Genomic DNA, 20,530 nt, shown 5'->3' with positions numbered 1-20,530 from the left:
ATAAGATTAGTGATATATTTTGTGAAAGCCCCTTCATTTCGTTCAAATGAGTAAGTTCACCTAGTTAAATCGTGGATTTAGAGGATCACTTGTGAATAAAAGTGTAAGAATAAGTACATCATTAAATATGAGGTGCTTTTTTTATTGAAAAAAATCAGTTGAATATTTAGAGTGAGATCTGATTTTTCATAGAAAATGAAGTAGCTTTTTTTATGCAAAGGAGAGAATTATGAATACTAAAATATTAAGGAGAAGAATATGTAAAATTTTAATAATAGGCTCTATAGTTTTTATGATATATGGTATTTTAAAGGTAAATATGACTTTACCCCAAGTTGTAAGGCAGAACTCAAGCTTTTATGTAACTAGTAATGAAGGGTTATCAAAGATTAATATAGATGTAGGAGAGTTTAATATAATTTTAAATGGCGAGCCTTTTAAGGGTTTTATTAAGGGCATTAAAGTTATAGGAGACAATATTAAAGATTTAATCTTCCAATAAAAAGTATAACATTATAAACTATATTGACAATAAACCTTTATATTATGGTATAATTTATCTTGGTTTATTATCTAACTTAGTATAGTTGATAATTAGATTAGGAAGAATAACTTTACTAAAACTTTAATAAATAAAGTAAAAAACTAAAAGCCATAAATTGAAGGAAGCAATAAGAATGTAAGATGGGTAAATTAATATCTCTTAACTTATAGTATTTAGTAAAGAATTAATATAAATTTACGGGGGTAATTAAGTAGATGCAAACTAACAGACAAAAACATATAAGAAATTTTTCTATAGTAGCACACATAGACCATGGTAAATCTACTTTAGCGGATAGATTACTTGAGAAAACAGGTACTTTAACAGCTAGAGAGATGGAAGAACAAGTATTAGATAATATGGAGTTAGAAAGAGAAAGAGGAATTACAATCAAAGCTCAGGCAGCAAGACTTATACATAGAACCGAAGAGGGGGAAGAATACATTCTGAACCTAATAGATACTCCAGGTCACGTAGATTTTAACTATGAGGTTTCTAGAAGCTTAGCCGCTTGTGAAGGAGCTATATTAGTTGTAGATGCAACTCAAGGTATACAAGCACAAACCCTTGCAAACTGCTATTTAGCATTAGATCATGACTTAGAAATTGCTCCAGTTATAAATAAAATAGACCTTCAAAGTGCGAGACCTGATGAGGTTAAGCAAGAAATTGAAGATGTTATAGGAATTCCAGCAGATGATGCACCATTAATATCTGCTAAAACAGGATTAAACATAGAGGATGTAATTAAAACTGTTATAGAGAAAGTTCCAGCACCCGGTGGAGATGAAGAAGCTCCTCTTAAGGCTTTAATCTTTGACTCTTACTATGACTCCTATAAGGGTGTAGTAACTTATATAAGAGTATTTGACGGAGTAGTAAAACCAGGAACTAAGATTAAACTAATGAATACTAATAAAGTATATGATGTAACAGAGGTTGGAGTATTTACTCCAGGACCATTGAAGGTGGAGGAACTTAGAGCAGGAGATGTTGGATATTTAAGTGCAGCAATTAGAAATGTAAAAGATGCTAGAGCTGGAGATACTATCACAGAAGCTAACAGACCTACAGCAGATCCACTAGAAGGATATAGGCCAGCTATACCTATGGTATTTAGTGGTATATACCCTGTAGATGGAGCTAAATATGAAGCTTTAAAGGAAGCGCTTGAAAAGCTACAGCTTAATGATGCAGCTTTATCCTTTGAACCAGAGACATCCATAGCTTTAGGCTTCGGATTTAGATGTGGATTCCTAGGTTTACTTCACATGGAGATAATTCAAGAGAGAATTGAAAGAGAATTTAATCTAGATATAATCACCACTGCACCTTCCGTTGTTTATAAAGTAGCTAAGACAGATGGTGAGATTATAGAGATTACAAACCCAACTAATTTACCAGAACCAAGCGAAATATCTTATATGGAAGAACCAGAAGTAAAAGCTTCTATTATAGCACCTTCAGATTATGTAGGAGCAATCATGGAGCTATGCCAAGAAAAGAGAGGAACTTTCATAGATATGCAATATATTGAAGAAACAAGAGTTGTAATTAACTATGATATTCCACTTAATGAAATAGTATATGATTTCTTTGATGCTTTAAAATCTAGAACTAGAGGATATGCATCCTTTGACTATGAGCTTAAAGGATATAAGAGAACTGAACTTGTTAAGCTTGATATATTACTTAATGGAGATGTTGTGGATGCACTATCAATGATAGTTCCAGCAGATAGAGCTTACCACAGAGGAAGAGCTATGACAGAAAAGCTTAAGGAAATAATTCCAAGACAGATGTTTGAAGTACCAATTCAAGCAGCTATAGGAGCAAAAATAATAGCTAGAGAAACTGTAAAAGCTATGAGAAAAGACGTACTTGCTAAGTGCTATGGTGGAGATATTTCAAGAAAGAAGAAGCTTCTTGAAAAACAAAAAGAAGGTAAGAAGAGAATGAGACAAGTGGGAAGTGTTGAAGTTCCACAAGAAGCATTCATGGCAGTACTTAAAGTTGACTAGTTAAGTTTAGGTATATATAAATGATAAAAGGAGAAGAAAAATGAACACAGTAGGATTATATATTCATATACCCTTTTGTAAAATGAAATGTCATTACTGTGATTTTCCTTCCTATAGTGGCAAAGAAGGTCTAATGATAGACTATGCTAAAGCATTAAGTGAAGAAATTGAAGTTTCTTGCCAAGATAAAATTATAAGCACAATATTTATAGGTGGGGGAACTCCCACCTATTTGTGCATTGAAGGTTGGGAAGTTATAGAAAAATCTATAAAAAAATTAAACAGGATAGAGGAAGGTTTTGAGTTTACAATAGAAGGAAATCCTAAAACTTTTAATGAAGAACAACTAAAGATATTCAAAAACATGGGAGTAAATAGAATTTCTATGGGACTTCAAGCAGTCCAGCAGTGTCATCTTAAGTCATTAGGAAGAATTCACTCTCTTGAAGATTTTAAACATAGCTATGAAATGCTAAGAAACTTTGGTTTTAATAATATAAATGTAGATTTAATGTTTGGATTACCAAATCAAAGTTTAAATCAGTGGAAAGAAACTTTGACCCAAGTTGTAGAGTTAAATCCAGAGCACATATCTTGCTATAGTTTAATTATAGAGGAGGGAACCAGATTTTTTGATCTTTATGAGAAAGATAAATTAATTTTACCTAGTGAAGAAGTGGAAAGAAATATGTATGCTGAAGCTATTAATTTCTTGACATCAAAAGGATATCATCAATACGAGATTTCTAATTTTGCAAAGGATAGATTAGAGTGTAAGCATAATAAAATATATTGGAATCTAGAAAATTATATTGGGTGTGGTTCCTCTTCCCATTCTTATGTTAATGGCCAGAGGTATAGAAATGAAGAAAAAATCACACCATATATTATGAATATTAAAAGTAAAAAATCAGCAGTTGTGGAGAGGAATACTAATTCATTAAAGGATGATATGGAGGAGTTTATGTTTTTAGGATTAAGAAAAATTGAAGGCATAAGCGTAGAAGAATTTAGTAGAAGATTCAACATATCTATCTTTGAAAAATATAAAGATGTTATAAATAAATATATAAATTTGAATCTATTAAATTTAGAAGGTAATAGACTATATCTTACTAAAAGAGGAATAGAAATTAGCAATCAAATTATGGCAGATTTTATTTTGTAAATAATTTATGAATGATATTGACATTAAATTTTATAAGTGATATATATTAAATATAGTCATTAGCACTCATGAGCGGTGAGTGCTAACAAAGAGGTGATAAAATGGATATGGATGAAAGAAAAATTAAAATCTTGCAGGCTATAATAGATGATTATATAACTTATGGAGAACCTGTAGGTTCAAGAACCATATCTAAGAAATACGATTTAGGAATAAGTTCGGCTACTATTAGAAATGAAATGGCTGATCTTGAAGAAATGGGATTTCTAGAACAATTACATTCATCCTCTGGAAGACGACCTTCTGATAAGGGGTATAGACTTTACGTAGATAGACTTATGACCCCTAGTAGGCTTACAGAAGAAGAGCATGAAACTATAAGACATGATCTAATAAAGGATACATCTATTAGTGAAATAGATAGTATAATTAAAGGTGCCATAGAGGTACTTTCTAATATTACTAGACTGACTTCTGTAGTAAAAGTTGCTCCTGTTAAAAAGTCTAGTATTAAGTATATAAAATTATTAGCAATAGAAAAACATATAATTTTATCTACTATAATAACAGACAATGGTAATATAAAAAATAATACTATTAGAGTAACAAATCCAGTAGATGACAATAAACTAATAAAAGTGAATAATGCTCTCAATAGACTACTTGTAGGAATTAGTATAGAGCAAATAACTTTAGATTTTCTTGTAAATTTAAAAAGTGAATTAGTTGGATATGAAGAGATATTTGATAGTATAATTCCTGTCCTTCATGAAACTCTAGTGTTGGGAGATTCCATTGAAATTTATACTAAGGGTGCTACAAATATATTCAATTATCCTGAATATAATAACATAGATAAAGCAAAGGCATTTTTAGGTCTAATAAATAGTGAGGAAAATCTAAATCAAATTCTTAGCAAAATGAATAGAGATTCTCTATTCATTAGTATAGGAGAAGAAAACTTTGTAGAATGTGCCAAGGAATGTAGTATAATCACTGCTAGCTACAGCTGTAATGGACGTATTATGGGAACTATAGGGGTTATAGGCCCTACAAGAATTCATTATGATAAAGTTATAGCTGTTCTTGATACTGTGGTGGATGAAATAAATAGTAAAATTTCGAACATATATGATTCATATTAGATGTGGACTTATATATACTCAAATTAAATGAGATAAGTATTTAGATTGGAGGGAAGAGCATTGCAAAATAATATGGAAGAAAGCAAAGAGCCAGACAAAAATTATATGGAAGGTAATGCGGATGAAATTATAGATAATGAAACTTCTGAAACGACTAAAAGTCAAGAGGAAGGAACTCCTTATGAAGAATCCTCAGAAGTTAAAGAGGAAGAGGAGAAAGAAGATGAGATGAAGAAATTTAAAAATCGTAAAGAAGAAATTAAAGAGCTTAAAGAAGAAAATGAATCTTTAAAAGATAAATTATTAAGAACTGTAGCTGAGTACGATAACTTTAGAAAAAGAACTTCTAAAGAAAAAGAAAATATCTATGCAGAAGCCTGTGCAGATGTATTAAAGGAAATGATACCGGTGTTAGATAACTTAGAAAGAGCTATTTCGGTAGATGGTAGCACAGAAGATCTTAAAAAAGGTATAGAATTAACTATAAATCAATTTGAAAGCTCCTTTGAAAAGCTAGGAGTTGAAGAAATTTCATCTGATGGAGAATTCGATCCTAACTTCCACAATGCAGTAATGCATATGGAGGATGAAAATCTAGGAAAGAACCAAGTAGCTGAAGTATTCTTAAAGGGATATAAAAAAGGTGATAAAGTATTAAGATATAGTATGGTTAAAGTAGTAAATTAGTCTATTTACCTATAAAAATTTAGGTTTTCAATTAAGATATATAAATTTAATTAGATAAAAAGATAACATATTAATTGTAGGAGGAAATTATAATGGCAAAAATAATAGGAATCGATTTAGGAACAACAAACTCATGTGTATCAGTTATGGAAGGTGGAGATCCAGTTATAATACCAAATGCAGAAGGTGCTAGAACTACTCCATCAGTAGTATCTTTCTTACAAGATGGCGAAAGACTTGTTGGTCAAGTTGCAAAAAGACAATCAATAACAAACCCAGATAAAACTATAATCTCAATAAAAAGAGAAATGGGAACAAATCATAAAGTAAATATAGATGGAAAAGAGTATACTCCTCAAGAAATATCAGCAATGGTACTTCAAAAATTAAAAGCAGATGCTGAAGCTTATTTAGGAGAAACAGTTACAGAAGCTGTTATTACAGTTCCAGCATATTTTAATGATAGCCAAAGACAAGCAACTAAAGACGCAGGAAGAATTGCAGGACTTGATGTTAAGAGAATCATAAACGAGCCAACAGCTGCATCTCTTGCTTATGGTCTTGACAAAATGGATACAAACCAAAAAATATTTGTATATGACCTTGGTGGTGGTACTTTTGACGTATCTATCCTAGAACTTGGGGATGGAGTTTTCGAAGTTAAATCTACAAATGGAGATACTCGTCTTGGTGGAGATGACTTTGACCAAAAAGTTATGGATTATATAGCTGAAACTTTCAAAGCTTCTAATGGAATTGATTTAAGAAATGATAAAATGGCACTTCAAAGATTAAAAGAAGCCGCTGAAAAAGCTAAAATAGAGTTATCATCTTCTACTCAAACAAACATCAATCTTCCATTCATCACAGCTGATGCTACAGGTCCAAAGCATATAGATATGAATCTAACAAGAGCTAAATTCAATGAATTAACTCATGATTTAGTACAAAGAACTATTGAGCCAATGAGAAAAGCTCTTCAAGATGCGGATCTTTCAATAGGAGAAATCGATAAGATTGTATTAGTTGGTGGATCTACAAGAATTCCAGCTGTTGTAGAAGCAGTTAAAAACTTTACAGGAAAAGAACCATCAAAAGGAGTTAACCCAGATGAATGTGTTGCAGCAGGTGCAGCTATTCAAGGTGGAGTTTTAACAGGAGATGTTAAAGACGTATTACTTCTTGATGTTTCACCATTAACTTTAGGAATTGAAACTTTAGGTGGAGTTGCTACAGCATTAATCGAAAGAAATACAACAATTCCAACTAAGAAGAGTCAAGTATTCTCAACTGCAGCAGACGGTCAAACATCTGTTGAAATTCACGTAGTTCAAGGTGAAAGACAAATGGCAGCTGACAACAAAACTTTAGGAAGATTCACTCTTTCTGGAATTGCAGCAGCTCCAAGAGGAATTCCTCAAATAGAAGTTACTTTTGATATAGATGCTAACGGTATAGTTAAAGTTTCTGCTAAGGATAAAGGAACTGGAAAAGAAGCTAACATCACTATCACAGCTTCAACTAACTTAAGTGATGATGAAATCCAAAATGCAGTAAATGAAGCAGAAAGATTTGCAGAAGAAGACAAGAAGAGAAAAGAAGCTATAGAAGTTAAAAACACTGCAGATCAAATGGTTTACCAAACAGAAAAAACTTTAGCTGACCTTGGAGATAAAGTTTCTGCTGATGATAAAGCTAAGATAGAACAAAGAATTCAAGTATTAAAATCAGTTAAAGACGGAGAAGACATAGAAGCTATTAAAAAAGCTACAGAAGAATTAACACAAGAATTCTACGCTGTATCTTCAAAGGTATACCAAGCTGAAGGTGCTCAACCAGGAGCAGAAGGTTTTGATCCAAACAACATGGGTGGAGAAGCAGGAGCAGGAGCTCAAGATGCACCACATGATGATAATGTTGTAGATGCTGATTTTAAAGTAGACTAAGAATAAACTTTAATATGGTTAAGGGATGATGAAACATTCATCCCTTAATTTAAGTGACACTCCAGATTTTAATTTGGACAGTGAAACTTAAATGAACATCTAAATCTATGATTTAGCAATGGGAAGATAAGTGACACTCCAAATTTTAATTTGGGTAGTGGAACTTACTCATTTGAACAAAGTGAAAAGGAGTTTCCTTAAAAAATACATATGGGAATGAGTTTCATTAGAGTTTAAATATAGTAGTAAAGCATATAAATGTATTTAAGATTGAATGTATAATTAGCTTTCAATGTTAAAGTTCCAATTATTTGCATTAATACATGGTTGAAATTATACATAATATATTTTAATATATTAATCGAAGTAAAATAGGTGGTGAATTTTAAATATGGCTAATAAGGATTATTATGAAGTACTTGGTGTAGATAAAAGTGCTAGCGATGACGATATAAAAAAAGCGTTTAAAAAGTCTGCTTTGAAGTATCATCCAGATAGGAATCAAGGGAATACTGAAGCAGAGGAAAAGTTTAAAGAAATAAATGAAGCTTATCAGGTTTTATCAGATCCAGAAAAAAGACAAAGATATGACCAATTTGGTACAGCTGACTTCAATGGAGCTCAAGGCTTTGATGGATTTGATTTCGGTGGAGGTTTTGGAGGTTTTGGAGATATTTTCAGTGATATCTTTGGTGGAGGATTCTCCTCTTCTTCTAATAAAAATGCTCCAAGAAAGGGTGCAGATTTAGAGTTCAATTTAAATTTAACTTTTGAAGAGGCTGTATTTGGCTGTGAGAAGGAAATTAAAGTTACTAGAAGAGAAAAATGTGAAACTTGCGGAGGCACAGGAGCTAAAGCAGGTACTAGTCCTAAGACTTGTTCTAAGTGTAGTGGAAGAGGTAAAATAAATGTTCAAAGAAGGACTCCACTAGGGGTTATTTCTACAACTACTACCTGTGATGCTTGTGGAGGTAAGGGTGCTATAATAGAGGACCAATGCACAACTTGTAGAGGAACAGGAAAAGAAAGAAAAACTAGAAATTTAACTGTGAAGGTTCCGTCAGGTGTAGATACAGGAAATGTAATGCCACTTAGAGGACAAGGTGAAGCAGGTGAAAATGGAGGCCCAGCAGGAGATCTTTATATAAACATAAGGGTTGCACCTCATGAAGTATTTAAACGTAAAGGCTTTGATATCCATATGGAGACTCATATATCCTTTGCAAAGGCTACATTTGGTACAGATATAAAGGTTCCAACGGTAGATGGAGATGTTACTTATAAGGTTCCAGCAGGTACCCAGCCAGGAACAGTGTTTAGATTAAAATCTAAGGGGGTTCCTAGAGTTAATTCAGCAGGTAGAGGAGATCACTATGTTAAGGTAATAGTAGATGTGCCAAAATCTTTAAATGAAAAACAAGAGGAAGCTTTAAGAATGTTTATGGAAGCTAGTGGAGAAGTACCAGAAGTGACCGTAGAAAAGAAAAAACACAAAAAAGGATTATTTGGAAAGTCATAAGAAATAATAATATAACCAATGAATATAGTAAAATAGCTAAAGTCTTATAATAGTTAAGTATGGGGCTTTAGCTATTTTGATAGAGTAAATAAAGAATGATAAATCTAATTAATAATATAAAGAAAGATAGGAATAGAGATAACAATAAGAATATTTTTGAAGTTGTATAATTGATTTTGGTAAATAGTTCATTTATAATATTACTGTAGAATTTAATAGGTTTTAGGGTTTATTGCACTTTAATCGCTAGAAGGATAGAAGCTAAGTATATAAGTGACTAGTAAGCCTTTTATTTTTGTTTAAAATATGTTACTTTCTACAAAATTATAAGTCATAAATTTAATATATAAGGGTTGGGAACAATAGCATGAAAATCGAAAAACAAAGTATTTATAACTTTACCATTGATACCTTTTATGACATCATTGGTAGTATACTCTATGCTGCAGGTATTTATACTTTTGCACTATCAGCACACTTTGCTCCTGGTGGAATTTCAGGGTTATCTATAATTATAAATCACTTTACTAAATTACCCATAGGTATATGTAGTTTACTACTTAACATACCAATTATAATAATAAGTTATAAAGTATTAGGAAAATGGTTTTTAATTAAATCTTTAAAAACTATGGTAATTTCAGCCTTCTTTATGGATGTAGTATTTCCTCTTTTCCCAATTTATTCAGGAAATCCATTACTTGCAGCTATTTTCACTGGGGTTTTATCAGGAGCTGGACTTGCGCTAATTTATATGCGTAATTCATCTACTGGTGGAACAGATTTCTTAATTCTTTCAGTAAGAAAAAAAGTACCTCACTTATCCATTGGTCAAATTACTATTGGAATTGATGGCTGTGTTATACTTTTAGGTGGAGTAGTATTTGGAAGTGTTGATGCCGTATTGCTAGGGATTATTACGACTATAGTTACTTCTACAGTGATAGATAAAATCATGTCAGGTTTTGAAGCGGGAAAAATGGCCATGGTTATCACAAATCATGGTACAACCATTGCTGAGGTCATTGGAAAAGAAATTGGCCGTGGTGTTACTATAATGAATGTTACAGGGGCCTTTTCAGGAGAAAGCCGTCAAATGTTAATGTGTGCTTGTAGTAAAGCCCAGGTATACAATTTGCGTAGAGTTGTAAGTACCATAGATCCAACTGCTATGACTATGATTTGTCCTTTTGATGAAGCTTTTGGACTCGGATTTAAGGACCCTACTATACCATAAGTAAATAACTCCTTCTTGGATAGATAACTATTACTATTGCCAAGAAGGAGTTATTTTATTATTTTGCTAGATGCGATTACACAATAAAGATTATTTAGTGTATAATGGACTTTGTTGTAATACCATATACATTGGAAATGAAATTTATGGCGATAATGTAAAGGTAGTTTTTGATTTCAGATGGAAGAGTATATCTGAAACTTATTAACTATTATTGATTTAAATTAAATATAATAACATTTAATATGTAGATATAGGAGGAAATTAATATGGATAAGGATTGGTTTGAAATAACTATACTTACAAGTAGTGAAGCTACAGAAGCCGTAGCGGGCTTTCTTTATAACTGTGATGTAGAAGGTGTTTCCATAGAAGATGTGGCAGATGTGGAATTTAAAAAGAAGAATTTAGGTTATGCAGACTTTATAAATGAATCAGTTCTAACTATTGAACAAGGAGCTATGGTTAAAGGGTATTTCCAAGATAGTGAAAACTTTATGAATACTCTAAATTACATAAAAGAAAGTGTAGATAAATTAGGTGAATTTGGCTTTGATAAAGGCGAGGGCATAGTTACTTATCATAAAGTAAATCAAGATGATTGGGCAAATAACTGGAAACAGTACTATAAGCCAACTAAGATTGGTGAACGAATTGTAGTAAAGCCTACATGGGAAAACTATGAGAAAAAACCTGAAGAGGTTATAGTGGAATTAGATCCAGGTATGGCCTTTGGAACAGGAACCCATGAAACTACAAGAATGTGTATAAAAGCTTTAGAGAAGAAGGTAAAAGAAGATACTACTGTATTTGATATAGGAACTGGTTCTGGAATATTATCTATAGCTGCAGCTAAACTAGGAGCAAACCATGTAGTGGGAGTAGACTTAGATCCAGTAGCTGTAGAATCAGCTAATAAGAATGTTGGATTTAATGACTTAAATAACATTGAAATTCTTCATGGAGATTTAATGGAAGTAGTAGAAGGTAAAGCTGATATAATAGTAGCTAACATTTTAGCTGATATAATTATGCTTTTAAGTGATGGTGTAAGAGAGTTTTTAGAGAAAGAAGGATATTTCATAGCTTCTGGTATTTTAAATACTCAAAGAGATAAAGTATCTGAGAAGCTAGAAAGTCTAGGCTTTAAAATTGAAGAAGTCATGGAAGATGGAGAATGGATTTGTATTGTTGCCCAAAAATAACTATTTACTTATGACTTAAGCAAGTTTAAAATTATTATAGTCAAAATTTCACTGTTAAGTCTTATTAATGATTTAGGCATCTTCAAAAAATANNTTCCTTGTCTAACTCAAAATATACTTCTCATCTTTGACTTATTATTTATTTTCAGATGCCTTAGAAAGGGATTTAAAGAACAAAGTTAAGTGATGGGAGTATATTTAAAATGCATAAATTTTTTGTGGAAGATAGCAACATAAATGAAAATCTATGCATCATTGAAGGCGATGATGTTAAGCACATATATAAGGTACTTAGGCTTAAAGAAGGGGATAAAGTAAACATTAATAACTGTAAAGGTATTGAATATATAGGAGAAATCTTAGAGGTAAATAAAAAAGAAGTAAGAGTAACCTTAGTTGAAAAGGTAGCTTTAAATAATGAGAGCTCTTTAAAGGTTCATCTTTTTCAGGGATTACCAAAGGCGGCTAAGATGGATTTAATAGCTCAAAAGTGTACTGAATTAGGAGTTAATGAAATTACACCTATAATTACAGAGAGAGTTGTAGTAAAAGGTAATGAATCCTCAGAATTTAAAAAGGTAGATAGATGGAATAGAATAGCTTTGGAAGCTTGCAAGCAAAGTAAGAGAAGCATAATACCAACTATAAACCAACCTATAGATTTTAATGAATTAATGGAAGAATTAAAAAACTTTGATTTAATTATAGTACCTTATGAAAATCAAGAAAATTTAGGAATAAAATATGTAAAAAGCCAAGTATTAGATAAAAATATAGAAACAGCAGCCATTATCATAGGACCTGAGGGCGGGTTTGAAGAAAAAGAAATTGAGGCTTTAAAGGATATGGGAGCTTTTATTGTAACCTTAGGACCTAGGATATTAAGAACAGAGACTGCTGGCTTTGTAGCACTTAGCTTAATCATGTATGAACTTGGCGACTTAGGAGGTAACGAAAGATGAAGGTAGCACTATATACATTAGGGTGTAGAGTTAACTCTTATGAATCAGAAGCCATGGCAGAAAAATTCATAAAAGAGGGATATGAAGTTGGGAGTTTTGATGAATTTTCAGATGTTTATGTTATAAATACATGCACAGTAACTAATATGGGGGATAAAAAGTCAAGACAAATGATAGGAAGAGCAAGACGTCATAATCCAGATGCTATAATAGCTGTGGTTGGGTGTTATTCACAAATAGCTTCTGATGAAATTGCACAAATTGAAGGTGTGGATGTAGTCTTAGGAAGTAGAAATAAAGGTGATATTGTTTATTGGGTAAACAGAGCAAGAGAAGAAAGAAAACAAGTGGTAGAAGTTAAGGATGTTCTTAAAGATAAGAAATTTGAGGAGCTAGCTATCAATGAATATCAAGATAAAACTAGAGCATTTTTAAAGATACAGGATGGATGCAATAGGTTCTGTACATACTGTTTAATTCCTTTTGCTAGGGGAGCAGTTTGTAGCAAAGAGCCTAAGCAAATATTGAAGGAAGTAAAGGAACTAAGTAAAAATGGGTTTAAAGAAATAATTTTATCAGGAGTTCATACTGCTTCCTATGGAGTAGACTTAGAGGGTGATTGGAATCTAGTTAAAATCCTAGAAGAGATAGATAAAATAGAAGGAATAGAAAGAATTAGAATAGGATCTATAGATCCAACTTTTTTCACTGAAGGAGTAATAGAGAGAATATGTGCTCTAAAGAACATATGTCCTCACTTCCATTTATCACTTCAAAGTGGATGTGATGCTACCCTTAGAAGAATGAATAGAAAGTATACAGCACAGGAATATAAGGAGGTAGTAGAAAACCTTAGAAAATATATAAAGGATGTATCTATAACTACAGATATAATTGCAGGATTCCCAGGTGAATCTAATATTGAATTTGAAGATACCTATGAATTCTTAAAGGATATAAAGCTAAGTAAAATGCACATCTTTAAATATAGTAAAAGAACTGGAACTAAGGCTGCAGAGATGGCGTTTCAGGTAGATGGACTTATAAAGGAAGAGAGAAGTAAAAGATTAATAGAGTTAAATAATACTCTAGAAGTAGAATTTATGGAAAGATTCATTGGAAAAGAAATGAAAGTTCTCTATGAAGAAGCTATAAGTGGCAAGAATAATACTTATGTAGGATATACAGAAAATTATATAAAGGTAATTACTGAAAGTAAAGAAAATCTAGAAGGTAAGATAGTAACAACGAAAATCATATCTATAGAAAAAGAAAATATGATAGGAATAATATAATACTATCAATAATATGGATACACCAACATGAACTTTTAGAGTATAATATAAGATATAAAAAGTAATATTATACATAACTAGGTGTATAAGTTTTTACTAATAAGAATGGAGGTGAAAAAATGTCAGATTGTTTATTTTGCAAAATAGCAAAGGGAGAAATTCCGTCTAATAAAGTATATGAAGACGAGAAAATATTAGCATTTCACGACATAAGTCCTGAAGCACCTGTGCATATTCTCATAATTCCAAAGGAGCACATAGGCTGCGTTAATGATATAAACGTAGAAAATAGCAGTGTAGTAGCTCATATTTTCGCCACCATACCAGAACTAGTGAAAAAACTGGGAATAGCTAATAGTGGATATAGAGTAGTAACTAATACTTTAGAGCACGGAGGCCAGACTGTACCACACTTACATTTTCATTTATTAGGTGGTAGAAACCTAAAATGGCCACCAGGCTAAAGACAACAACTAAAAATATGCAAATAAAACTAATGAAAATCTTGACATAAGTTAATGTGAATTGTATAATTGAAAATGTGCTATTTAGGCCTCGCATTGGCTACTTTTAATTAAAATTAAATTGAGCTAGCGGAGGGAGGGATATAAATGTCAGAGATAAAAGTTGGAGAAAATGAATCATTAGAGAATGCATTAAGAAGATTTAAAAAGAAATGTGCAAGATCAGGTGTGCTTTCAGAAGTTAGAAAGAGAGAGCATTACGAAAAACCAAGCGTAAAAAGAAAGAAAAAATCAGAAGCTGCTAGAAAAAGAAAATTTAAGTAGAATTTGAAAGAAGGTTTAATAATGTCATCCATTAAGGAAACATTACAGGACGACTGGAAAAATGCTATTAAACAAAGAGATAAGTTTAAAGCAAATGTAATAAGTATGGCTAAGGCTGCTATTTTACTGGTTGAAAAATCAGGGGTAGCAGAAGTAGATGATAATAAAGTCATCGAAATTTTAGCTAAGGAAGTTAAACAAAGAAGAGATTCTTTAGTTGAGTTTGAGAACGGAAATAGACAAGATTTAGTTGATCAAACTAAAGCTGAAATAGAAATCTTATTACAATACCTTCCTCAGCAGTTAACGGAAGAAGAAATCCGAAAAATTGTTATGGAGTCAGCCGAAAAACTTGGTACTAGTAGCATTAAAGATATGGGAAAACTTATGGCGGATGTTAGACCTAAAGTAAATGGTCGAGCAGATGGCAAAGTAGTTAGTCAAATAGTAAAAGAATATTTGAATAAATAAAGAACTCAGTTTTACTGAGTTCTTTTTATTTTAAGTAATTTATCATGAAAAGAAATCATAAAATTTAAGAGAGAAACTTTGTAGAGTAAAATTTATGATTTAGAGGTGATATAGTTGGGTGATAAATTAGAGAGGGTAAAAGAGAAGGTTATATATGGTATGGACTTACCTGTAGATGTAGCTCTTAATTTACCTAAAGTAACGGCAGTAGCACGAAAAGAGGTAACGGTAGAGAATCATAAAGGAATAATAAAATTTAGTACCGATGAACTAGTTATAAATACTTCCCTTGGAGCTTTAACAATTTTAGGTGAGGATTTTGAAATAATTTTTGTAGGAGGCACCACCATAACTTTAAGTGGACACTTTAGGTCTATGGTGTATGAAAACCATGAAGAGGATAAATAATTTTAATAAAAGCTATGTAACTGTTCAGGTAGATTCTGTGGAGGGTGAAAAAATTCTCAATTATCTCTGGAACAAAAATGTAAGTATAAAAAATATAAGAAGAAATAATGCCTTCTCCTTAACTCTTGAAATTTTAGTATCAGATTATCATCACTTAGAAGATGGAGTTAAAAAAATTAAAGGGAAAATGAAAGTTTTAGATCGTAAGGGAATAAACTTTTTTTATCTTAAGTTAAGGAGTAGAAAGATTTTGATTGGCGGTATTGCTGTATTTTTCTTCATTTTATATTATTGTGGTAGATTCATTTGGAGTATAGATATAACCACAGATAAATATCTAGCGCCCTTAGAGGTTAGAAATATACTTAAAAGCTATGATATAATGGTTGGAAGTAAAAAGGATAGTATAGATGTTTTAAAAGTCGAAGAAAATTTAATTACAGATATAGATGAAATACTGTGGGTTAAGGTTAGAATTGAAGGTTCAAAATTAAGTGTAGAAATAGTAGAAAGGCAAGAACCACCACAGATAAAAGAAAAAAAATATACAGGGGATTTAGTAGCTAAAAAAAGTGGTGTTATAAATAGAATATATACTAGTGCAGGGACTCCCGTTAAGGTTCCTGGTACAGTGGTTAATGAAGGAGATCTAATTGTAAAGGGTGAAGAAGGAAAAGAAGGTAGAGAATTTTCGGTAAAGGCTGAAGGAAGAATATATGCTACTACTTTCTATGAAGAAATTGCACAGGTACCTATATCTACTACAGAGAAAAGAAGGACAGGAAATAAACAGGTACGCTATGGGGTAAATATAAATAATAATAAAATTTATCTTAAGAAATCATTAAATAACTACGCAATTTATGATAAAATAGAAGAAAATTGGGGGATCTTTATAAAAGAAACTTATTATGAGACTGAAGATGTAGAAGAAGAAACTAATCCTGAAACCATAATAAAAGAATTACAAAACAAAATTACATTAAACTTAGATAGAGGGGTTAAAATATTAGATGTTACCCCAGAAGTAAAAAAGCAAGATGAGCAATATGAAGTTAGAGTCTTAGTTACCGCAGAAGAGGACATAGCAGAAAGTCAGGTTGTAACTAAAGACGTAGAAAAGGAAGAAAAATCCCCTGAGACTTAAAAAGAGGTGTAGATATGGGATATAAAAAGATACTAGCAAGGAGAAAGTTTCCGAGAATAAAACCCTATATTACTTTCATAGTTACCACATTAATAGTTTATTTAATTTTAAGCTCTGTAGTAGTAAATAAAAAGTATAACCTTCAAGTAGGAGAAATAGCAAAATTTGATATTAAAGCACCGAGGGATGTAGAAGATAAGATAGCAACTCAAAAAAATATAGAAGAGGAGCTAACGCACATACAAGAAACTTACACCTATGATGCTAATGTAAGAAAAACTGCTATAGATAATATAAATAAGCTTTTTGAAGTAGTTAAAAAGGTGAATTCAGAAAATCCTCCTTATAATGCTTCTAATGAAGATGATAATGAAAAAATAAAGGCAGAACAAGAAAAGATAAATGGAACGAAGATGAAAAAGCTAAAGGAACAAAGTCCCATACAAAATCTTTCTCTTGAAAACTACGGAATACTTTTATCCTTAAATGATACTCAACTAAATAGTCTCAACGAAGACATAATAAAGTGCATGAATGATTTGTATGACACCACTCCAATATATGAAAGTAAACCTCAGGATATAGTTGCGGCACAGGGGTATATAACTTCTGAATTCAATAATTTGAGTCATTCTAAGGATGTTAAAGATTTATCTATGGCTATAGGGTATTCTCAAACTAAAGTTACCTACTTTATAGATCATCAGAAAACTGAGGAAGCAAGACAAAATGTAGCAAAAAATGTGAAACCTGTAATCTATAAAAAGGATCAAACCATAATAGCAGAGGGTCAGCCTATTACTGAATCTCAGATAGAACTCTTGAATGATTTGGGACTTTTAGATAACGATAAATCTGCAGGATTTTATTTAAATATAGTTTTACTAGCAATCGTAGGAGGAGTATTAGGCTTACAGTGGATATATATAAAGGAAAAGCGTAGAGATATATATGAGGATAATGGGAAATTTGTATTAATAAACTTGTTAACAGTGTTAACAGTAGTGTTAGCTAGGGTATGTACTCTCATATCGCCATACATCATTCCCTTTGCTTGTATTTCAATTTTATTATCTGTATTAATAGATAGTAAAGCTTCTGTGACTATAGGAATACTAAATGTAATATTCCTATCTTTTATTGTTAAGTTTTCAGCAGATTTAATGCTGCTTGCTATGCTTAATGCAGTAATGGTTCCAATGGTATTAAAGAGGGTTCAGCAAAGAAATGACATATTATACTCTTGTATTATAATTGGAGTTATAAATGTGATATTTACTGGCGCCATGGGATATTTCTTAAGCACTAACATATCTAGCATAATTAATAAGGCTATGCTTACAGGAGTATCTGCTATTATTTCAGGAATATTAGCCATAGGTATATTACCATTCCTAGAAAATATCTTTGATATAATCACGAACATAAAACTTTTAGAGCTAGCTAATCCTAATCATCCTTTGATGAGAAGATTGCTTTTAGAAGCTCCAGGTACTTATCATCACTCTGTATTAGTTGCTAATTTAGCAGAGATGGCTGCAGAAAATGTTGGAGCTAATCCAATACTAGCTAGAGTAGCTGCATACTATCATGACGTTGGAAAACTAGAGAGACCTTATTATTTTAAGGAAAATCAAATAGGTATAGCAAATCCTCATGATGATATGTCTCCAGCTCTAAGTGCTGCTATAATATTATCTCATGTGGAAGATGGAGTTAAGTTAGCACAAAAATATAACCTACCTGAAGCAATAATAGACGTTATAAGAGAACATCACGGAGATTCTCTTGCTAAATATTTTTATATTACTATGAGGAATCAAAGTGAAAATCCAGACGAGGTAAATGAAGCAGATTATAGATATGGTGGACCTCCACCAAGAACAAAGGAATCTACCATTATAATGATGGCAGATGGAGTGGAAGCTTCTGTGAGATCTATTCATAAGCCTAATAAAAAGAAGATAGAGGAAATGGTAAATAACATAATTAAAAGTAGAATTGATGAAAATCAATTTGTAAAATCTGATTTAACTTTTAAAGATGTAGAAAAAATAAGAGAGAGCTTTCTAAAAGTTTTATCTGGAATATATCATGAAAGAATAGAATATCCAAAAGATAAGCTTAATTTAGGTAATGAGAAAGTCACAAAAGTCCTTGAGGAGAGTAATCCACATAAAGAAAATAAAGATGATAAACTAGATAATTTACAGGAAAATAATCATGAATCTGTGGAAGAAAGCATAGAAGCTGATAATTGGGTAAATAATGAAGAAAATATGGAATTTGTGGATTCTAAGGAAGAACAATTAAACCTGGAAAAAGAAAAAGTAGCAATACAAATGAAAGAAGCTGAAAAAGAAAGGTAGATATAAATAGGAGATATAGTATGATTTACATGGATGATAGACAAAGTCTTATTTCAGTTGAAAAAGATTTAAAAGACAGTATTAAGGAAATTATAGATTATGCTTTAAAAGAGGAACAGGTATTAGTTCCCTATGAAGTAAGTCTAATTTTTGTGGATAATGAAACCATAAGAGAGATAAATGCAGATACAAGAGGAATAGATAGAACTACAGATGTGCTGTCTTTTCCTATGCTAGACTATGAAGATAAAAAGGTGTTTAAACAGTGCTATTTAAACTATGAATTTTCACCCATTGATTTAAATGAGGGTAACTTAGTACTTGGAGACATAGTATTATCATTAGAAAGAGCAAAGGAACAAAGTGAGGAATTTGAACACTCATTTATAAGAGAAGTATGCTATCTAGTAATACATTCTATTCTTCACTTGTTAGGCTATGATCATATGGAAGATGAGGATAAAGTAATAATGAGAGCTAGAGAAGAAGAGATCCTAAGTGAGTTTAATATTAAAAGAGATTAGAAAGATAAGGCTTTTCATGTAGTTTTATTTAAGGTGGGATTATTATGAAGGTAAAAAAGCTGATAGATAGTTTTAACTATGCTATAGAGGGAATAATTTATTCAATACGAACTCAAAGAAATATGAGAATACATATGATAATAGCTATGTTAGTACTAACAGCTTGTTTTTTCTTTGATATGACGAAAATGGAACTTTTAGTGATTACTATTACAATAACTATGGTTATTGTGGCGGAAATGATAAATACAGCGGTGGAGTGTGCAATTGATGCCACTACAAACTTTTATCATCCTTTAGCTAAAATAGCGAAAAATGTGGCAGCTGGTGCTGTGCTTGTAACGGCTATAAATGCAGTTTTGGTAGCATACATAATTTTTTATGATAAGGTCTTGCCTTTTTCTATAATTATTCTCTCAAAAATTAAAAGTTCAGACCCTCATATGATATTTCTCCTTCTAGTAATAGTAAGTATTGCAACTGTAGTTATAAAAGCTATATATGATGAAGGTACACCACTTAGAGGGGGAATGCCAAGTGGTCATAGCTCCATAGCTTTTGCAGTAGCTACCACTATAACTCTATTAACTACAGAGCCACTGATAATGATATTGGCATTTCTGCTTGCCTTTATAGTGGCACAAAGCAGAGTAGATTCTAATGTACACTCCATTTTAGAAGTAGTTTTAGGTGGAGCCTTCGGATGTTTACTAACTTTGCTTTTATATCAACTCATTGGATAAATACTAGATTAATGTTGAGCGTGTACTTATATTATTGACGCTCAGCCGTTTCGAAGCATTGATTTACTAAAGGTTTTATTCAAGGTAAAATCTACAACACAACAACTCATATGCACTCAAACAAGTTGTGTTGCTTTACAATTTTACCATTCATTAACCCTAAGTAATAAAATATTCATGGNNAATGGCATTCACTAACAATAATGTCAAAGTACAAGCTCAACATTTTAAATACTATTAAATTAAAAAACTTGCAAATTAAAAAGATAAGTAAATTAATAAGCTTATAAAAATTAATGTGATAAAATTCGTATTCTATGGTAAACTAATATGAACAGAGTTCTTTGCTTC

At 31.5% G+C, this 20,530-nt stretch carries 19 protein-coding genes; all 19 read left to right on the top strand.

Translation table 11 applies throughout. From position 1 onward, the window contains the following. Positions 1-229 precede the first annotated feature (229 nt). Positions 230-502: a hypothetical protein gene (locus B3W71_RS01410; RefSeq protein WP_346887152.1), complete on the top strand. Its 273-nt coding sequence runs from the start codon at positions 230-232 to the stop codon at positions 500-502. A 257-nt stretch (positions 503-759) separates the two neighbouring features. Further along, entirely contained in the window at positions 760-2,565 is a 1,806-nt protein-coding gene (gene lepA / locus B3W71_RS01405; RefSeq protein WP_346887151.1) for a translation elongation factor 4, read from the top strand. A gap of 40 nt (positions 2,566-2,605) precedes the next feature. Next, a complete protein-coding gene (hemW, locus tag B3W71_RS01400; RefSeq protein ID WP_346887150.1) occupies positions 2,606-3,733 on the top strand; it encodes a radical SAM family heme chaperone HemW in 1,128 nt (375 codons plus the stop codon). Between the two features lie 107 nt (positions 3,734-3,840). Next, positions 3,841-4,878 (top strand): heat-inducible transcriptional repressor HrcA, encoded by a 1,038-nt coding sequence (hrcA, locus tag B3W71_RS01395; RefSeq protein ID WP_346887352.1) that lies wholly within the window; start codon positions 3,841-3,843, stop codon positions 4,876-4,878. 72 nt (positions 4,879-4,950) lie between these two features. After that, complete coding sequence (gene grpE / locus B3W71_RS01390; protein ID WP_346887351.1) at positions 4,951-5,565, top strand: nucleotide exchange factor GrpE; 615 nt, start codon at positions 4,951-4,953, stop codon at positions 5,563-5,565. 92 nt (positions 5,566-5,657) lie between these two features. Further along, positions 5,658-7,511, top strand: coding sequence for a molecular chaperone DnaK (gene dnaK, locus B3W71_RS01385; protein WP_346887149.1), 1,854 nt, complete (start codon positions 5,658-5,660; stop codon positions 7,509-7,511). A gap of 391 nt (positions 7,512-7,902) precedes the next feature. Next, positions 7,903-9,030 (top strand): molecular chaperone DnaJ, encoded by a 1,128-nt coding sequence (dnaJ, locus tag B3W71_RS01380; RefSeq protein ID WP_346887148.1) that lies wholly within the window; start codon positions 7,903-7,905, stop codon positions 9,028-9,030. Between the two features lie 367 nt (positions 9,031-9,397). After that, positions 9,398-10,267 (top strand): YitT family protein, encoded by an 870-nt coding sequence (locus B3W71_RS01375; protein ID WP_346887147.1) that lies wholly within the window; start codon positions 9,398-9,400, stop codon positions 10,265-10,267. 269 nt (positions 10,268-10,536) lie between these two features. Then, entirely contained in the window at positions 10,537-11,472 is a 936-nt protein-coding gene (gene prmA, locus B3W71_RS01370) for a 50S ribosomal protein L11 methyltransferase (protein WP_346887146.1), read from the top strand. Between the two features lie 203 nt (positions 11,473-11,675). Then, positions 11,676-12,434 (top strand): 16S rRNA (uracil(1498)-N(3))-methyltransferase, encoded by a 759-nt coding sequence (locus tag B3W71_RS01365; RefSeq protein ID WP_346887145.1) that lies wholly within the window; start codon positions 11,676-11,678, stop codon positions 12,432-12,434. Further along, positions 12,431-13,729: a tRNA (N(6)-L-threonylcarbamoyladenosine(37)-C(2))-methylthiotransferase MtaB gene (mtaB, locus tag B3W71_RS01360; RefSeq protein ID WP_346887144.1), complete on the top strand. Its 1,299-nt coding sequence runs from the start codon at positions 12,431-12,433 to the stop codon at positions 13,727-13,729. Before B3W71_RS01365 ends, mtaB begins: the two co-directional genes overlap by 4 nt. 119 nt (positions 13,730-13,848) lie before the next feature. After that, positions 13,849-14,193: a histidine triad nucleotide-binding protein gene (locus tag B3W71_RS01355; RefSeq protein WP_346887143.1), complete on the top strand. Its 345-nt coding sequence runs from the start codon at positions 13,849-13,851 to the stop codon at positions 14,191-14,193. 147 nt (positions 14,194-14,340) lie between these two features. Beyond that, a complete protein-coding gene (gene rpsU / locus B3W71_RS01350; RefSeq protein ID WP_035128888.1) occupies positions 14,341-14,517 on the top strand; it encodes a 30S ribosomal protein S21 in 177 nt (58 codons plus the stop codon). Between the two features lie 21 nt (positions 14,518-14,538). Beyond that, on the top strand, positions 14,539-14,988 hold the full coding sequence (locus tag B3W71_RS01345; RefSeq protein ID WP_346887142.1) for a GatB/YqeY domain-containing protein: 450 nt from the start codon (positions 14,539-14,541) through the stop codon (positions 14,986-14,988). Between the two features lie 114 nt (positions 14,989-15,102). Next, positions 15,103-15,396 carry a sporulation protein YqfC gene (gene yqfC, locus B3W71_RS01340; protein ID WP_346887141.1) on the top strand — a complete coding sequence of 98 codons (294 nt, stop codon included), beginning with the start codon at positions 15,103-15,105 and terminating at the stop codon, positions 15,394-15,396. Further along, positions 15,380-16,543, top strand: a complete 1,164-nt coding sequence (gene yqfD / locus B3W71_RS01335) for a sporulation protein YqfD (protein ID WP_346887140.1) — start codon at positions 15,380-15,382, stop codon at positions 16,541-16,543. Before yqfC ends, yqfD begins: the two co-directional genes overlap by 17 nt. A gap of 14 nt (positions 16,544-16,557) precedes the next feature. Next, positions 16,558-18,912, top strand: a complete 2,355-nt coding sequence (locus B3W71_RS01330) for an HDIG domain-containing metalloprotein (protein ID WP_346887139.1) — start codon at positions 16,558-16,560, stop codon at positions 18,910-18,912. A 20-nt stretch (positions 18,913-18,932) separates the two neighbouring features. Continuing rightward, positions 18,933-19,436 carry an rRNA maturation RNase YbeY gene (gene ybeY, locus B3W71_RS01325; protein ID WP_346887138.1) on the top strand — a complete coding sequence of 168 codons (504 nt, stop codon included), beginning with the start codon at positions 18,933-18,935 and terminating at the stop codon, positions 19,434-19,436. A gap of 44 nt (positions 19,437-19,480) precedes the next feature. Next, the gene (locus B3W71_RS01320; RefSeq protein WP_346887137.1) at positions 19,481-20,179 is read left to right on the top strand and encodes a diacylglycerol kinase; all 699 of its coding nucleotides are present in this window, start codon (positions 19,481-19,483) and stop codon (positions 20,177-20,179) included. Positions 20,180-20,530: the final 351 nt, after the last annotated feature.

Source organism: Clostridium sp. UBA1056, assembly GCA_002316385.1.
GTDB lineage: Bacteria > Bacillota > Clostridia > Clostridiales > Clostridiaceae > Clostridium_J.
The sequence above is the reverse complement of the archived record's forward strand: the minus strand, read 5'-3'. Positions and strand labels throughout refer to the sequence as shown.

What these genes read in the sequence shown, in the direction of transcription:
- B3W71_RS01410 (WP_346887152.1), top strand. Translation starts at nt 230, where the DNA reads ATGAATACTAAAATATTAAGGAGAAGAATATGTAAAATTTTAATAATA.
- lepA (WP_346887151.1), top strand. Translation starts at nt 760, where the DNA reads ATGCAAACTAACAGACAAAAACATATAAGAAATTTTTCTATAGTAGCA.
- hemW (WP_346887150.1), top strand. Translation starts at nt 2,606, where the DNA reads ATGAACACAGTAGGATTATATATTCATATACCCTTTTGTAAAATGAAA.
- hrcA (WP_346887352.1), top strand. Translation starts at nt 3,841, where the DNA reads ATGGATGAAAGAAAAATTAAAATCTTGCAGGCTATAATAGATGATTAT.
- grpE (WP_346887351.1), top strand. Translation starts at nt 4,951, where the DNA reads ATGGAAGAAAGCAAAGAGCCAGACAAAAATTATATGGAAGGTAATGCG.
- dnaK (WP_346887149.1), top strand. Translation starts at nt 5,658, where the DNA reads ATGGCAAAAATAATAGGAATCGATTTAGGAACAACAAACTCATGTGTA.
- dnaJ (WP_346887148.1), top strand. Translation starts at nt 7,903, where the DNA reads ATGGCTAATAAGGATTATTATGAAGTACTTGGTGTAGATAAAAGTGCT.
- B3W71_RS01375 (WP_346887147.1), top strand. Translation starts at nt 9,398, where the DNA reads ATGAAAATCGAAAAACAAAGTATTTATAACTTTACCATTGATACCTTT.
- prmA (WP_346887146.1), top strand. Translation starts at nt 10,537, where the DNA reads ATGGATAAGGATTGGTTTGAAATAACTATACTTACAAGTAGTGAAGCT.
- B3W71_RS01365 (WP_346887145.1), top strand. Translation starts at nt 11,676, where the DNA reads ATGCATAAATTTTTTGTGGAAGATAGCAACATAAATGAAAATCTATGC.
- mtaB (WP_346887144.1), top strand. Translation starts at nt 12,431, where the DNA reads ATGAAGGTAGCACTATATACATTAGGGTGTAGAGTTAACTCTTATGAA.
- B3W71_RS01355 (WP_346887143.1), top strand. Translation starts at nt 13,849, where the DNA reads ATGTCAGATTGTTTATTTTGCAAAATAGCAAAGGGAGAAATTCCGTCT.
- rpsU (WP_035128888.1), top strand. Translation starts at nt 14,341, where the DNA reads ATGTCAGAGATAAAAGTTGGAGAAAATGAATCATTAGAGAATGCATTA.
- B3W71_RS01345 (WP_346887142.1), top strand. Translation starts at nt 14,539, where the DNA reads ATGTCATCCATTAAGGAAACATTACAGGACGACTGGAAAAATGCTATT.
- yqfD (WP_346887140.1), top strand. Translation starts at nt 15,380, where the DNA reads ATGAAGAGGATAAATAATTTTAATAAAAGCTATGTAACTGTTCAGGTA.
- B3W71_RS01330 (WP_346887139.1), top strand. Translation starts at nt 16,558, where the DNA reads ATGGGATATAAAAAGATACTAGCAAGGAGAAAGTTTCCGAGAATAAAA.
- ybeY (WP_346887138.1), top strand. Translation starts at nt 18,933, where the DNA reads ATGATTTACATGGATGATAGACAAAGTCTTATTTCAGTTGAAAAAGAT.
- B3W71_RS01320 (WP_346887137.1), top strand. Translation starts at nt 19,481, where the DNA reads ATGAAGGTAAAAAAGCTGATAGATAGTTTTAACTATGCTATAGAGGGA.